The sequence below is a fragment of the Photobacterium sp. 1_MG-2023 genome, from assembly GCF_030547945.1.
In the GTDB taxonomy this organism is placed as follows: Bacteria; Pseudomonadota; Gammaproteobacteria; order Enterobacterales; family Vibrionaceae; genus Photobacterium.
The window spans coordinates 1-14,645 of record NZ_JAUORR010000026.1; the positions used below are offsets into that span (position 1 = coordinate 1).

The 14,645-nt window shown below is 51.9% G+C and carries 15 protein-coding genes; 5 read left to right on the top strand and 10 right to left on the bottom strand.

Annotated features, from left to right (window positions below):
- Window positions 1-144: 144 nt before the first annotated feature.
- From Q4579_RS18370 to Q4579_RS18405, 9 genes are all read right to left on the bottom strand, one after another.
- A complete protein-coding gene (locus Q4579_RS18370; RefSeq protein ID WP_303566154.1) occupies window positions 145-1,011 on the bottom strand; it encodes a type II secretion system F family protein in 867 nt (288 codons plus the stop codon).
- Window positions 1,008-2,267 carry a CpaF family protein gene (locus Q4579_RS18375; RefSeq protein WP_303566155.1) on the bottom strand — a complete coding sequence of 420 codons (1,260 nt, stop codon included), beginning with the start codon at window positions 2,265-2,267 and terminating at the stop codon, window positions 1,008-1,010. The genes Q4579_RS18370 and Q4579_RS18375 overlap by 4 nt, the downstream gene beginning before the upstream one ends.
- Window positions 2,268-2,300: 33 nt before the next feature.
- Complete coding sequence (locus Q4579_RS18380; RefSeq protein ID WP_303566156.1) at window positions 2,301-3,404, bottom strand: hypothetical protein; 1,104 nt, start codon at window positions 3,402-3,404, stop codon at window positions 2,301-2,303.
- A 4-nt stretch (window positions 3,405-3,408) separates the two neighbouring features.
- Window positions 3,409-4,566: a type II and III secretion system protein family protein gene (locus Q4579_RS18385; RefSeq protein WP_303566157.1), complete on the bottom strand. Its 1,158-nt coding sequence runs from the start codon at window positions 4,564-4,566 to the stop codon at window positions 3,409-3,411.
- A 14-nt stretch (window positions 4,567-4,580) separates the two neighbouring features.
- Complete coding sequence (gene cpaB / locus Q4579_RS18390; RefSeq protein ID WP_303566158.1) at window positions 4,581-5,597, bottom strand: Flp pilus assembly protein CpaB; 1,017 nt, start codon at window positions 5,595-5,597, stop codon at window positions 4,581-4,583.
- Between the two features lie 64 nt (window positions 5,598-5,661).
- Entirely contained in the window at window positions 5,662-6,078 is a 417-nt protein-coding gene (locus Q4579_RS18395; protein WP_303566159.1) for a TadE family protein, read from the bottom strand.
- A 50-nt stretch (window positions 6,079-6,128) separates the two neighbouring features.
- Window positions 6,129-6,530 (bottom strand): prepilin peptidase, encoded by a 402-nt coding sequence (locus Q4579_RS23105; RefSeq protein ID WP_368502005.1) that lies wholly within the window; start codon window positions 6,528-6,530, stop codon window positions 6,129-6,131.
- Window positions 6,531-6,532: 2 nt separating this feature from the next.
- A complete protein-coding gene (locus tag Q4579_RS18400; RefSeq protein ID WP_303566161.1) occupies window positions 6,533-6,742 on the bottom strand; it encodes a Flp family type IVb pilin in 210 nt (69 codons plus the stop codon).
- Between the two features lie 189 nt (window positions 6,743-6,931).
- Entirely contained in the window at window positions 6,932-8,209 is a 1,278-nt protein-coding gene (locus Q4579_RS18405; RefSeq protein WP_303566163.1) for a GGDEF domain-containing protein, read from the bottom strand.
- A gap of 476 nt (window positions 8,210-8,685) precedes the next feature.
- Here Q4579_RS18405 and Q4579_RS18410 point away from each other — a divergent pair, with 476 nt between their 5' ends.
- The 5 genes from Q4579_RS18410 to Q4579_RS18430 all read left to right on the top strand — a co-directional run bounded on the left by Q4579_RS18410 (window position 8,686) and on the right by Q4579_RS18430 (window position 13,762).
- Complete coding sequence (locus Q4579_RS18410) at window positions 8,686-9,891, top strand: extracellular solute-binding protein (RefSeq protein WP_303566223.1); 1,206 nt, start codon at window positions 8,686-8,688, stop codon at window positions 9,889-9,891.
- Window positions 9,892-9,961: 70 nt separating this feature from the next.
- On the top strand, window positions 9,962-10,843 hold the full coding sequence (locus Q4579_RS18415) for an ABC transporter permease subunit (protein WP_303566164.1): 882 nt from the start codon (window positions 9,962-9,964) through the stop codon (window positions 10,841-10,843).
- Complete coding sequence (gene ugpE / locus Q4579_RS18420; protein ID WP_303566165.1) at window positions 10,843-11,760, top strand: sn-glycerol-3-phosphate ABC transporter permease UgpE; 918 nt, start codon at window positions 10,843-10,845, stop codon at window positions 11,758-11,760. The genes Q4579_RS18415 and ugpE overlap by 1 nt, the downstream gene beginning before the upstream one ends.
- A 46-nt stretch (window positions 11,761-11,806) precedes the next feature.
- Window positions 11,807-12,889 (top strand): sn-glycerol-3-phosphate ABC transporter ATP-binding protein UgpC, encoded by a 1,083-nt coding sequence (gene ugpC, locus Q4579_RS18425; protein ID WP_303566167.1) that lies wholly within the window; start codon window positions 11,807-11,809, stop codon window positions 12,887-12,889.
- A gap of 93 nt (window positions 12,890-12,982) precedes the next feature.
- Complete coding sequence (locus tag Q4579_RS18430) at window positions 12,983-13,762, top strand: DeoR/GlpR family DNA-binding transcription regulator (protein WP_303566224.1); 780 nt, start codon at window positions 12,983-12,985, stop codon at window positions 13,760-13,762.
- Window positions 13,763-13,798: 36 nt separating this feature from the next.
- Here Q4579_RS18430 and Q4579_RS18435 read toward each other — a convergent pair whose 3' ends face one another.
- Window positions 13,799-14,557, bottom strand: a complete 759-nt coding sequence (locus Q4579_RS18435) for a hypothetical protein (RefSeq protein WP_303566168.1) — start codon at window positions 14,555-14,557, stop codon at window positions 13,799-13,801.
- Window positions 14,558-14,645: the final 88 nt, after the last annotated feature.

A 14,645-nucleotide genomic window follows, 5' to 3' on the forward strand; every position in this document is an offset into this window, starting at 1 on the left:
CCGCCTGCGCGGGCATGACGGCTGAAATCCCGTGCCTGTTTCAACCCCAAGTGCCAATCGTTGCTTCGGTGCATCAATGTCGCCGGATGCCCGCCTGCACGGGAATGACGGCTGAATTCCCGTGCCTGTCCTTCGAGCGCCATCCTACAAAGACCGAATCATTCGCCAGAGGACCAGCGCGCCCATGGCCTGCGCGCCCAAACCCACAATCAAAGCCTGTCTGCCGGTTTCATCGGCCCACATCGTCAGCAGTTGTTCTGGGTTAGAGACCAGCATGAAAATGGCCATGCCTGTCGGAGCCAGCCCCATCACCCAAGCGGTGACCCGAGTCTCCCCGGTTAAGGACTTCAACTCACGCTGACTGCGTTCCTGTTGGTGCAACAGCTCAACCAAATGTTCCAGTGCCGCCGAGACACTGCCGCCAAACTGATGATTCACTTTGAACACGGAAGCCAGCAGTGCGAATTCTTTCACGCCCGTGAGCTGAGCTTCTTTCTGAAAGGAATCATAAAGCTCTGTTCCCAATGCAGAGCGTTTCACGGCACGATCTGCCACGGAATGCAGCGGATCGTTCACGGCCTGAAGCACATGTTCGACGGCTTTATTGAGGGACATCCCGACATGAATCCGGCGGTTGATGTGATCAATAAATCCCGGCAGTTGCTGCAAAATTTTACGACGCGTATTACTTTTCCGGATTTGCCCCAAGAGCAAAATCAGCCCCACGCTCCCTGCCAGACCCAGCCCCAGTCCGCTGATGCCCGTTATGCGTGCCAGCAGGAAAGGACCGAATAAAATACAGGCCGCATAGAGCACCAGCATCACAGGACTTGTGCTCAATCCCAGCCGCTGCCAGGTTTCGAGCGCCCGATCTTTCCCCCGGACTTTCTGTGCTTTCTGCTCAGTTTTTGGCGATTGACGGGCAGGCACTTTACTTTTTCGTGTCGCAATCACCATCAGCACACAGCTGGTGAGCAGTAACAGCATGGCAATGACGATCAGGCTGTTCATCCGTCTTCTCCAAGCTTTTTGCGCAGATGGACAGACATGGCGTCTACCGTCATGAAATCTTCCGTCTGGAGGTTGTAGCGATACAGTTCCTGAATCCGGATTTTGCCATCGGCAACGTCCTGAACTTCTACAATGTGAGTAATCACTCGCTTGCCGCTGGGTAACCGGGACACCTGAACAATCATATCGACAGCCGTGGCAATGATTTGCTTGATCAGGGCTTCGGTTGAAGTAAAGCCAGCCAGAGTCACCATCATTTCCAGACGCACAAGGGCATCACGCGGTGAGTTGGCATGCAAGGTACTCATCGAGCCCTGATGGCCTGTATTCATCGCCTGCAGCACATCCAAAACTTCCGCGCCCCGGCTTTCCCCCAAAATGATGCGATCCGGACGCATCCGCAGGGCATTTTTCAGCAGATCCCGCGCGGTGACTTCTCCCTGACCTTCCGAGTTGGGCGGACGGGTTTCCAGCCGTACAACGTGGCCGTTTCTCAATTGCAGTTCGGCGGCATCTTCAATGGTGACGACGCGTTCGCCCGTATTGATATAGTGACTGAGGATATTGAGCAGTGTGGTTTTCCCGGAACCGGTGGACCCACTGATCAGGATGTTAAACCGGGCCTGCGCACATTTTTTCAGCAGCTGATGCATGGCAACACTCATGGCGCCATTCTGAATCAGCGTGTCTGCGTTCAGCCCTTCTTTTTTGAATTTCCGAACCGAGAGACACGGGCCGTCAATCGAGAGAGGCGGGATCACGGCGTTTATGCGGCTGCCATCGGGTAAACGGGCATCGACCATGGGATTCGATTCATCAATCCGGCGGCCAATCGGAGCGATCATCCGGCGAATAACCCGCAAAATGTGCTGATCGTTCATGAAACGTAAGGGCACGCGGCTGAGCTGGCCGCTTCGTTCGACATAAATCTGTTTGGAACCGTTAATCAGAATATCGTCGATGGTCGGGTCGTCGAGCAGGTTTTGCAGTGGCCCGAATCCGACAATTTCATCCAGTAGCTCTGTCACCAGCTCATGCAGATTCTGGCGCTGATTCAGCTCTTTATGCTGCTGGAAATACTGACGCACATAGTCATGAATATGCGGCTGCATTTCCTGACGGTCCATTTCAAACATCAGGCCATCTTCTTCCAGCTGTTCAATGATGTAGCGATGAAGCTCCGCTTTTAATGCCAGCGACGATTCTTCCTGCTGGATCACCAGTTCTCGGCTTGGCCACTCCATTTCGTTTCCCATACTCACTCCTAGATTCGAGGGAAATTCAGTGATTTACCACCCCAGTGAAAAATGCCAGCGGGAGCGCTCAGACGACAGCCACATCAGCTTGTCCACGGCTTTGGTAAAGAGTTTGAACTCACCGCTGGGCGGCAGCAGCGCACTGGCATTGATATCGGTGATCATCGGGAAGCTGTAAGGCAGTTCCCCCCGAACCAGAATCGGCAATTGTTTTTCAATCATTTCCCGCCCCGGCAGAACTTCTGCAGAATACGGCGCCAGTACCAGATTGACACTGCCGGGTCGTACTCCCTGCTGATACAGCGACTCTGCCAGCTCACAGCTGCTTTTCAGGCTGACGTTTTTCTGGTCTGACAGCAGCCAGTGCTGCCCGCAGCGGTTCAGCAAGAAAAACAGTAACGGGCTGGGCGGCATGCCGGTGAGATTCATGACGATATTGCCGTATCTCGCTTCCAGCAGATCCATCACTTCAATCAGGGCTTCCATGGTCACAGCGCCATAATTGTCGCTTTCGGGCATCCCGATGACATGAATACCTGGCGCCATTGCCAGTTCCTGCGCATCCAGCCAGTCCGGGCTGAGAAAGTCTTTTTTCTCCAGCAACGCCATAAAATCCAGCCGGGGGCTGGCACCCAGATATTCACACACATCACTGAAGGGCCGCCCTAAATCCAGCAGTAAAACATCCTGCTGGTGCTTGTACTGCAGGTGCCAGGCCGTTGCGATGCTCAGTAAGGCACCGTCACAGTCATTGCGGGAAGACAACAACGCCAGACGTGAAGTGGCGTCCAGGGATTGCATCTGTGTCAGAAGGTTAATCTGTGCCGTCAATCCTTCCAGTTCACACCAGTGCAGGTGCTGCCGAACCGTCTGACTTTGCTGGATCCCATGCCAGTGCGCTTCCGGGGTTAAATCCACCAGAATGACATGACGCGGTGCAAAACTGTCCATCAAACTGTCGATCTCCGGCATCGGCCAGTCTGCTGCAACCAGAATCAGAATACGGGTCTGCCGCCAGGATTGGCTGGAGTTCAGATGTTCCGGGTCGTCGATCCAGCTCAGCGTACAGCCATCCGGGATGGCTTCTGTAACGGCCAGTTTAGCGTGATGATCTGCGGTATAAGCCATGAGCTGCATCGTCTTAACCCTCCCCGGCAAAGCCCATTTTGACAGGCAGTGCTTTGGGTTCTGCATCCAGAAAAATCAGTTCAAAGAAATTCGGACGGAACTGACGATACATTTCCCCCGGCAGTGGCGGTAACGGTGCGTTGCTGGCAAAAGGCTTCACCAGATGCGGGGTGACGACCATCATGAGTTCTTTATCATTTTCATCCAGCCGGGTGGAACGGAAAAATGCGCCCAGGATCGGGATATCTCCCAGCCCCGGAAAACGGCTGGCCGTTTTAATGGTATTCCGGCTGACCAGGCCACTGATCACAAAGCTTTCGCCGTTTCCCAGCTGCACCGTGGTGTCTGTGCGCCGTACCGACAAACCCGGAACGACGACCCCCGCAGCCTGAACGCCCTGGGCATAGTTCAGTTCGCTGACTTCCGGCGCCACTTTCAGCATAATGCGATTGCCTGACATCACCGTCGGGGTCAGATTTAAGCGCACCCCAAATTCTTTAAACTCAATGGTGACGTCATCATCATTGGTGCTTTTCGGGTAAGGAAATTCCCCACCGGCCAGAAAAGTCGCGGTGTGGCCGGACATGGTGACTAAGCTGGGTTCGGCCAGAGTGTAGGCGAAGCCGTTACTGTCGAGTGCGCTGACCGTGGCCAAAAAGTTATCCGCCACATTCCCGATCACCAGATTGAAAGCATCCCCACTGGCAAGAAAACTGCCACGGAACCCATTGAAGCTGGCACCGGTGATCGCGCTGTTATTACCGATCCCCCAGAAAGTACCGCCGGTTCCCTGCTTGCCGAAAAAGAATCCGGCTTCCTTCAGGGCACTCTTGCTGACTTCAACCACTTTGATGTCGGTCTGCACCTGCACATTACTTGTCGCCACGCCGCCCGGATTCACCGAAATCCGGTGTCGGACCGGCTCCTCACTTCCCCGTTCCCAAACCATCAGCGACGTTGTCCCGGTTGCTTTCCCTGTCACCAGCAGCTGGGTTGTACTCAGCACTTTGACGCCTGCCACCGAAGGCTCACCCACGGCAGCCCGCTGAATCCGCTGCCCGGAATGAACCGTCACCTGCTGGCCCACATCTAACTGAAAATCCTGAGCCTGCGCCATCGACATCACAACCAGGCCGGTCATCCAACATAATCCCTGAATAAAACGCAGCATTCACACTCTCCCTGTCAGTGACTGGTGCGAACCAAAGTTCGTTTCTCTCCCTGATAGACTTCTACCTTAGGAGCAACATAACGGTATTTCACCGGCGTGGGTTTCTTCACTTCCACTTCTGCTTCGCGATAGCCACCCAGTGTTTTCAGCGAAATCACATAGCTGTCATCCGACTTGCCGGACAAAGGTTCTTTGACCGTTGAATGGCTGGGTGCTGTCGTCATCGCACTGGGGATCACCGGCATTGTGCTGACCGTTTTCTGTGAAGAAATTTTGAATTGGGGCGTAAGATTGGGCACTGGAGACTGCGCCAGCAAGCTGTCTGATTCAGACGGAATCACCACTTCAGGCACCTGATCTTTGGTGCCGACCACTGCCAGTCGCAACTGTCCCGTGGTTTCCGCCAGCATGAGTTGCGGGGTATCACTGGCAGGCACTGCCAGTACCACGGTTCTGGCTTTGTCGTTGACCTGTTTTTCTGTGTCTTTACCATCAAAGCTCAGCTGATCCCCGACAGCCAACACCTCAACATTGCTGAGAATGCGTCGGGCTGTACTGTTTTCACCGGATTCTTTATTGGCGCGGACCAGATAAATCACATCGACCCGATATCCCGGATGAACGTGACCGCCCACTGTGGTGAGATCGCTGGACTGAATCGCAATGGCCCGGTAACCCGGTGCGAGGGATTGTGCGATCGGAAGGTGGCCCTGCAACATACTTGCCTGAAGCCGCACACCTTGGTCAACCTCATGCTTGAGTTGCCGCCCCAGATATGGGGTCACATTGTTGATGTCCTGAGCCGTCGCGTCCGTGACCTGAACAGACGCCAGCATCGCTTCTTCCAGTACGGCGTTTTGCGGAATATCTGCAACAAAGGTCCAGACTGTGGCTTTTGGCTTTTCAACGGTGACTGCCGGCACTGCAGTGACCGTGGCGGAACGGCCACTCAAGGTGACGCCATACCAGCCAATCAGCAATGCCAATACCAAAAGTACAGCTGCCGCTATTTTTAACGTGCGTCCCTGCATGATTGTCCCTCTCTGTTCCACGATGACATCTCTGATTTCACTTGCAGAAATACGTCCTGATTTTCTACAAATTCAGGGTTGCCGTTGATTTCAATTCATCCGGCACCGGTAAACCAAAGGATGGTAAAAAAGGATGCTGTTTATAGTTATAGGTGATGGTGACCTTACAGCAAAAATTATTTGAATCGACTGAAATAGCCAGGCCAGTGTCGAGGCTTTGACCGAATAAAGTACCCAGACCCGACTGCGATTCCGTGTAATTGGTAATCACCGACTTTGCGGCTAAGTCAATCTGATTTTTCAGTTCGGTCTCGTCACAAGTTCCGCCGTAGTAACAGTTTTCATCGACATAGGAAATGCTGTTCCGGAGCGATTCTTCTGCGGCGTAGTTGAACATTTGAATGGATAAAAATATAAGGCTGTACTGAGCGATGGCATAAAGAAGCATTAAAATCACAGGCATCAGAAGAATGGTTTCCAAAGCAGCAGCACCCGTTTGAAAACGCTTGAATTTCCTTGACCTAAACCGATTTATACAACCCATAGTGTGACAACCACTCCAACCAAGATGCTCGGGACAAAGGGCGCTTCTTTCTGGCCGCGGGCAAACAACGACCAGTACACCACGAAACAGATAAAGGAGTATAAAAGAACATTCAGCATCTGAGTAAAAGACAATATTAATGCAATTATTAATAGTATTTTTACGTCAGATGCACCAAAAACTGAACAATATAACCCTGGTAAAGTTAGGCAACAAATCAGCAGCAATGAATTTATATCTAATGTTATCGGTTCTTTTTTTCCATAAGTATATAAACAAACAAAGATAACAAGTAAAAAAACCAATAGCATCCAATTTGGCACCTTCATCCTTTTGTAATCAACTATTGAAAACATAAAAAGAAAAGAAACCAATATAAATTCTATCATTGTTATTCAGGGGTTACACCAGCAGACACAACGGTATTATTTAAAAGTGTACCAGCACCAGCAATAACACCATCTAAATTAAGTAAACTGACAGCTCCCACAATCACAGCAGCAATCAACACATACTCAATGGCAGACGCCCCTTTTTCTTCTTTCATCAAACGGTGGAAAAGATGACTGCACTGAATCCAAGCTAATGTTAAATATTTCATGGGACATCCTCTACGTTTCAATTAGACATTACTGAATCACAATTTTCACATCTCTCTGTCTCAAATATTAGAATCTGAAAAAAATTTGTGTGAAAAAATTACAACTTTTCTATTACTTTTTTCGCATAACCAATACTTTTTTATGATGCATTGTGATTAAAAAATATTGTCATGTCATTGTTTTGACATTTATTCCAAGCCGACGGCTCGCTTTGTGTCGGAAGGGCCAATGGAGGGATGCGTCTGGCTTTGCTCCCCCATTCGATCCACGGTGGGATCATAATGGGCAAACTGCCGTTTTCCCTTGCGTTTGGCCTGATACATGGCCGAGTCTGCCAGCTTGAGTAACTTTTGCGCGTCTGAGGCATGAAATGGATATCGGGCAATCCCGATACTGGCGGAGACACGGCACTGATTCTCCCCGAAATTAAACGGTTCCGTCAGTGTATGCAGCAGCTTCTCTGCAATGGTTTCCATCCGGTAAGTCAGCTCTTCATCGTTATCGCCCCAGGGTAAAATCATGGGTTCGCGCCGCTCCGAATCTTCATCGTCAAACAAAGGATCTTTGTCTGGCTTATGAATTTTGACTGCGTATTCCCCCAGCGGCACCCAAACCACGAATTCATCGCCGCCAATCCGGAACACTTCATCTTCCACCCGCAAGCAACCCCGCATCCGCCTTGAGGCATGCAGCAATAACGCATCGCCAACATCATGCCCGAGCATGTCATTGACTTGTTTAAAACCATCCAGATCAATAAACATCAGACCAAAGACTTTGTTTTCTACATCCGGCGCTGCGAATGCCGCTTTGAGCACCCGGTTTAATGCGCGGGTATTGGGTAATCCGGTCAGTTTATCCAGCAACGCCGCCTGTTCCATCTTGCGCTGCCTTTCGATGACATCTGAAATATCCCGCTGGGTGCCGATTAAACGGGAACCATCATTGACCAGCCCCTGAACCACCAGTTCCAGGACTCTGGGTTGTCCGTCAATGGGATCGATCATATCGATGATGAGGGTTTGCTGCTTATTCTTACCGGCCAATTGTTTTAAACGCAGGATCTTCTCGCCGTCACCGGTTTTCAGCCGCATGATCCAGTCATTCAACCCTAACCGGCTGCCCACCCGGATCCCGTAAAGATCATAAAGGTAAGGACTCCACTGCAGTGAATCTCGGCTGACATCCCACTCCCAGACGCCGATGCCGGCAACAGACGTTGCCAGGCTCATCCGCTGATTTGCCCGGGCCAGTTCACGATGAATTTTGGCGCGGCGGTAACTGCGCTTCCAGACCAGACTAACAACCGCCAATAACAAAGATGCCAGTACCAGCAACGCCAGAACCAGCCAGAACAAAGGTAAAGAAACGTGAAGTGAAAAAATTTCCGTCCAAGAGGCAGCCAATGCACTCAAACTACCGGCCTCATCAATGACGGATCCCAGATTAAACGCCAACAACTTCATGATAATGACACACTTCCGTTTGTGTTCCAGAGGGATATCTTTCAGTTAAATCAGTCTTACTGACCAGGCACTTCCCGGATATGCCCAGTGTTTTTTTCTTGTTTACCAAAATTTAACCTAGTTCAGGGGGATCAAAATTACCAAAATAGAATGAATGAAATTTCAATGATACGGAGTGGGCATCACACTTTCCCGAGTTCCCATTCGGCTGAAACCTCAACCATAGATGTCACATTCAATTCGACTGTCATCAAAATGACACCCCATATCAACCAAACTGCAATACAACCTCAGCACTATACCGCTAACGAAAGCCAAGACCTTTCACCCGAAAGTTAACAGTCAATTTGAATCACTTGAAACAGGGAAACGGTATGAACCAATTCAGGACGGCGCGTGCACTCTTGCTCGCGATAACAGGTGTCAGCTTTGCTGGCTCGGCATGGGCAACCACAGAGATAACCTGGTGGCATGCAATGGGCGGGGAACTGGGAGACACCGTCAATCAACTGGCGAAAGAATACAATGCTTCACAGCAAGACTATCGTGTGATCCCCGTATACAAAGGAACCTATGTCGAAACACTGACCGCAGGGATTGCCGCCTTCCGTGCAGGTGAGTCCCCGAATATTCTGCAGGTTGCGGATGTGGGTGCTGCCACCATCATCAATGCCCCGGGTGTCGCCAAGCCGGTTCAGGACATTCTGGTCAGTGCCGGTTACGATTTTAACAGCAAGGATTATATCGCCGGTGTTCGCAACTTTTACGCCGATAATCAGGGCAAGATGATTGGCATGCCTTTTAACAGCTCAACACCGGTGCTGTACTACAACAAAGATATTCTAGGCAAAATTGGGGCCCAGCCGCCGAAAACGTATGAAGAAATGGAACAGGTTGCAGCCAGACTGAAAGACGCCGGTTACGCCGGTTTCTCCCAGTCACTGACGCCCTGGATCATGTTCGAGAACTTCAAATCCCGCCATAACCTGCCGCTGGCTGATCAAAACAACGGTTATGAAGGCCCGGCCACCAAGCTGATGTTCAATACGCCGGACATGCGGATGCATTTCAACAAACTGAAAGCATGGAAAGACAAAGGCTACTACAAATATTACGGCTCAGACTGGGATGCCAACCAGACCCCCTTTGAACGTGAGGAGGTGGCGATGTGGATGGGTTCTTCCGGCTCGTTCGGCGGCCTGAAAAACCGGGTGACATTCAATCTGGGCACCACTTATCTGCCGTACTGGGATTCGGTGAATCACAACGCTGGCCGCACTTTCATTGGCGGTGCCGCACTCTTTGCACTCAATGGTCACCCCAAGGCGGAAGAGAAAGGAGTTGCCAGCTTCTTTCATTATCTGACCAAGGCCGATACTCAGGTGTTCTGGCACAAATCGACTGGCTATGTGCCCGTGACGGAAGCGGCTTATGAGCAGGCCAAAGCGTCGGGGTATTACACAGCACAACCCGATGCGGAAGTTGGCGTGAAACAGCTGAGCCTGCCCGGTGGAGACTGGACCCGAGGCTATCGTCTGGGCTTCTATCCGCAGATTCAGCAGGTCATGCATCGTGAGTTCGATAACATCTTTGCGGGCACCCGCTCCGTCGAAGACAGCTTCGAGACCATCGAAAAAGAAAGCTCGGTTTTACTCAAGCGATTTGCCCGCACCGTGAAGTAAGCCAGCTTTGTCACTCAGCGCGGTACACTCGCCGCGCTGTTTCATCCTTCTGATTTGCATTGAGCCGACCGTGGAACGCAGACAACAATTTCAACACACTGGGGTGCCCTATTTTTTACTGCTCCCCCAGATCCTGATCATTACGATTTTCTTTTTCTACCCCGCTGCCCAAGCGATCTATTTATCCTTCATGCTGGAAGATCCCTGGGGACTATCCAGTACCTTCATCGGGTTTGAAAACTATCAGATGCTGTTCGGCTCGACGGAGTATCTCAAATCCATTGGCTTCACCCTGGTGTTTTCGCTGCTCGTTGCCCTGCTGTCGCTGGGGTTGGCTCTCTTACTGGCCGTAAAAGCAAACAATATCCGGCGCGGACAGAGCGGATATAAAGTCACATTGACCTGGGTCTACGCCATTGCGCCCGCCATTGCCGGGATCATGGCCGGATTCCTGTTCAACCCGCATTTTGGCACCCTGACCAACATGTTCGCGGTTCTGGGGTGGGATTTCAGTTACCAGACCGATCCATTTGATGCCACTGTCGCCTTGATCATCGTTTCGGTCTGGAAGCAGGTCTCGGTCAATTTCGTTTACTTCCTGGCAGGATTGCAGTCGATTTCTCACTCAGTCCAGGAGGCGGCCGCTCTGGATTGCCCTTCAGACCGTCGCCGATTCTGGACCATCACTTTTCCACTGCTCGCCCCGACCGGCTTTTTCCTGCTGATCATCAATCTGACCTACGCCTTTTTTGAGACGTTCGGGATTATCGATACCCTGACTTCCGGCGGACCGGGAGGCAGCACAACCACACTGGTCTACAAAGTTTTTCAGGACGGATTTATCGGCGCAGATCTCGGTGGCAGCTCGGCGCAATCTGTGGTGCTGCTGATTTTGGTGTCAGCGCTCACTTACTTCCAGTTCCGTGTCATTGAAAAAAAGGTACATTACTGATGCAGACAACAGACACCACAGCGCCCGATTCAGTGACCACACCGACACACCCTGAATCCGCCCGTTCATTATCGTTACAACGCAGCCAATGGCTGGATCACCTGATCCTGTTGCTCGGTGTAGCTTTCATGCTGGCACCGGTCTGGCTGATTTTTGCCAGTTCGACTCATGATCCGAACACCATCATCCGCGATGGCCTGCAATGGCTGCCGGGCGAAAATTTGACAGGCATCTACCAGGAAGCCTGGCAAAGCAGCATGGGCTTCAGTCAGGACGTGAATGCCGGCACCATGATTTTCAATTCACTGGTGATGGGCCTGGGATTTGCCATCGGCAAAATTATCATTTCCATGCTGGCCGCCTATGCGCTGGTTTTTTTCCGGCTGCCTTATGCCAGTGTCTGGTTCGGGCTGATTTTCGTCACCCTGCTGCTCCCGCTGGAAGTACGCATCATCCCGTCTTATGAGGTGGTCGCAAACCTCGGAATGCTGAACTCCTACACGGGCTTAATTCTGCCGCTGATTGCCTCGGCCACTGCCACCTTCTTCTTCCGTCAGTTCTTTAAAACGATTCCGGATGAGTTGCTGGAAGCGGCGCAGTTAGATAACGCAGGCCCCTGGCGCTTTATGATCGACATCCTGCTGCCTCTGTCCAAAACCATGATGGCCGCGATTTTCATCATCATGTTTGTGGTGGGCTGGAACCAGTATCTGTGGCCGCTCATGATCACCACAGATGAGGCCTACAACACCATCGTCATGGGCATCAAACAGATTCTGAGCAACATTACCGAATCCCGTCAGCCCCGTTATGACTATGCCTTTGCCATGGCCATTCTGGCCATGCTGCCGCCGGTACTGGTCGTCATTCTCTTCCAGCGCTGGTTCGTGAAAGGCCTGGTGGAATCTGAAAAATAACCCTGCGGGAGGCCCTGCCTCCCCGGAACAGAATAACGAGACAAATATGCTGAAACTCAATCAACTGATCAAAACCTACGACAACGGCCATCAGGCCGTCAAAGGGATTAATCTGGACGTCAAAGCCGGAGAATTTATTGTGCTGGTTGGCCCGTCCGGCTGTGGCAAATCCTCTATTTTGCGTTCGGTTGCCGGGCTGGAAAGCATCACTGGCGGCAGTATTGAACTGGATGGCCGCCGCGTGGATCACATCAAACCCGCCGCACGGGACATTGCCATGGTGTTCCAGAACTATGCGTTGTACCCGCATATGACGGTGTATGACAATCTGGCCTATGGCCTGAAAAACCGCGGGGTTGAAAAAGCAGTCATCGACCATCAGATCCGCCGCGTGGCTCAAACCCTCAAAATTGAAGACTATCTGGATCGCAAACCCGCCAAACTTTCCGGCGGTCAGCGTCAGCGTGTTGCCATGGGGCGCGCCATTGTCCGGGATCCCAAGCTGTTTCTGTTTGATGAGCCACTGTCGAATCTCGACGCTGCGCTGCGAGCCCATATGCGGCTGGAGATCAAAAAGCTGCAACGCGAACTGGGCGTCACCAGCATTTATGTCACCCATGATCAGGTTGAAGCCATGACATTAGCCGACCGGATTGTGGTGCTCAATCAGGGCAAAATCGAGCAAATCGGCACACCCGCCGAGATTTACCATCAGCCCCAGAGTCACTTCGTCGCCCGGTTTATTGGCAGTCCGGCAATCAACCTGCTGCCTGCCAGCTTATCTGCGGGCGTCTTCACCCTGAACAATGGCCAGCAATACGCTTTGCCTGAATACGGGTATCTGCCGGATCAGACAATCATGATTGGCATTCGTCCGGAGCAACTCAGTCTTCAGGCTGGCAGTCACCTGCTGGAACTCAGCCTGAATGTACAGGTTGTGGAGCCGCTGGGGCCCAACCAACTGGTCCATGGTCAACTGCTTGGCCAGATGTTTACGGCCGTGACGCCGGAACAACCGCTGGCACTGCAGGAATCGCTGACGATTTATGTCGATCCGGACAAACTACACTTATTCGATAGTACAGGGCAACGCCTGACACCTCAGCCACGCCAGGCCAAAGCGGGATAAGAGCAGTCGCCATGCATTCAGTGATCGTCCCCGCGCAGGCGGGGACCCAGTCAGGTTCAGGAAAAGACCGCAACCCGGAGCATCCAGCACATCATCATGAAACTCTCAGCCCGCCAGCAGGCGATTCTTGACTATTTGCAGCAACATCCGGGCGTGCTCTCCAGTAATACGCTGGTTGAACAATGTCAGGTCTCGGTGCAGACCATCCGCAAAGACTTCAACGACCTGAACGAATTGGGCCTCGTTCGCCGTGTCCATGGGGGGATTACCCTGCCCAGCAGTCAGGATAACTTACCCTTTGCGAACCGGGACACCCTGCACTCCGCGGCCAAACAGGCCATTGCACGGCAGGTCGCCAGCCAGTTGCCTGAAGGATGCAGCCTGTTTCTGGGCATTGGCACCACGCCAAAATATGTGGCACAGGCATTGCTCGACCATCCGGGGCTGACACTGGTCACCAATAATATTCAGGCTGCACTGACACTCAGCCTGAACCCAAACGCCACCATTCATCTGGCCGGCGGCACACTCAGAGCCAAAGACAAAGATACCGTTGGGCAAGCCACCACAGATTTTTACCGCCGCTTTCACATTCAGTACGGTATTTTTGGTGTTGGCGGACTCGGCCAAAACGGAGCTTTGCTGGATTTCAGCCCGGACGAAGCTGCGCTCTCCCGAACCATCATTGCCCAAAGCGAACAATGCTGGCTGGTCGCCGACACCAGCAAACTGGGCCGCTATGCCCCGGTAATCAGCGGCCAGCTTCATGAAATGAGCGCCCTGTTTACTGAACAGCCGGATGCCGCCATTGAGGCGCTGTGCCAGCAACACGAGGTTCAGCTGTGGACAGCAACCAGCGGATTTACAGTGTAAAAGAAGCCTTTACCACCGAAAGAGACCCGACCGGCTTTATTGGGGTGATACCCCGGCAGGACGATTGAACTGTGCATACTCGTGAACAATTCGGGTCTGGATCGGCGCATCCGCCTGAATGTCCTGCAAGCTCATTTTATATGTCATGCCATCCCCGCAAAATGCAGTGATATTCCACCCTTCATACCGGGCCGCAGAACGAATACTCGGGCATATATTTCTGGCTACCAGACGCTCAGCAAAGATCTGAATCCATTGACGCTCCTTGTCGTCGCCTGCCCTGATATTTTGAGATTGAATCCTGGCTTGCAGATTCGGCAGATCCGACATCAGCCTGACATCAGATTTCGGAAGCCGATACACTTTGGTGTGACCTGAACTTTGATCGACATAGACATAATCTCCGGCAAACGCGCTGTCTTCTGCGGCCTGATAAACCACAGCATAGGAAGAAGGTGTCGTGGGCCAGGAAACCGTCATCACGTGATTACCCATCGGTGTTGAACTTTGCTTCACAGATTTCATTTCCCCAACATACAAATAGGGGCGATCCCGATTCAGATGATAAGTCTCAAATGCGCGATCAACTTTTCTCAGCCGGGCAGCATACTCCGCATCACTTTCCGGTTGCTGCACAATCTGAAAATCATTCCGGGACAAGGGCGTTGCACTGATCTGAGGCGGTGGTTCGTGAACGACATGAGATAATCTCAGCTTGTCGCCCAATAAGACATCGATGCCATATAAAACACTCAATCCCCCAATTAACACCAATAGATTCTGATTGATTTTCACGAATTCTCTCCGAGGCGGTGCTTTCAGGAAAAAACACCTTCATACATCCAATTGCATGGCGGCATTCATGCCCAAAGATTAAATCGGA

Bases quoted from the DNA above. Each gene is read 5' to 3' on its own strand.
- Q4579_RS18370 (WP_303566154.1), bottom strand. From the start codon at position 1,011: ATGAACAGCCTGATCGTCATTGCCATGCTGTTACTGCTCACCAGCTGT.
- Q4579_RS18375 (WP_303566155.1), bottom strand. From the start codon at position 2,267: ATGGGAAACGAAATGGAGTGGCCAAGCCGAGAACTGGTGATCCAGCAG.
- Q4579_RS18380 (WP_303566156.1), bottom strand. From the start codon at position 3,404: ATGCAGCTCATGGCTTATACCGCAGATCATCACGCTAAACTGGCCGTT.
- Q4579_RS18385 (WP_303566157.1), bottom strand. From the start codon at position 4,566: ATGCTGCGTTTTATTCAGGGATTATGTTGGATGACCGGCCTGGTTGTG.
- cpaB (WP_303566158.1), bottom strand. From the start codon at position 5,597: ATGCAGGGACGCACGTTAAAAATAGCGGCAGCTGTACTTTTGGTATTG.
- Q4579_RS23105 (WP_368502005.1), bottom strand. From the start codon at position 6,530: ATGATAGAATTTATATTGGTTTCTTTTCTTTTTATGTTTTCAATAGTT.
- Q4579_RS18400 (WP_303566161.1), bottom strand. From the start codon at position 6,742: ATGAAATATTTAACATTAGCTTGGATTCAGTGCAGTCATCTTTTCCAC.
- Q4579_RS18405 (WP_303566163.1), bottom strand. From the start codon at position 8,209: ATGAAGTTGTTGGCGTTTAATCTGGGATCCGTCATTGATGAGGCCGGT.
- Q4579_RS18410 (WP_303566223.1), top strand. From the start codon at position 8,686: ATGGGCGGGGAACTGGGAGACACCGTCAATCAACTGGCGAAAGAATAC.
- ugpE (WP_303566165.1), top strand. From the start codon at position 10,843: ATGCAGACAACAGACACCACAGCGCCCGATTCAGTGACCACACCGACA.
- ugpC (WP_303566167.1), top strand. From the start codon at position 11,807: ATGCTGAAACTCAATCAACTGATCAAAACCTACGACAACGGCCATCAG.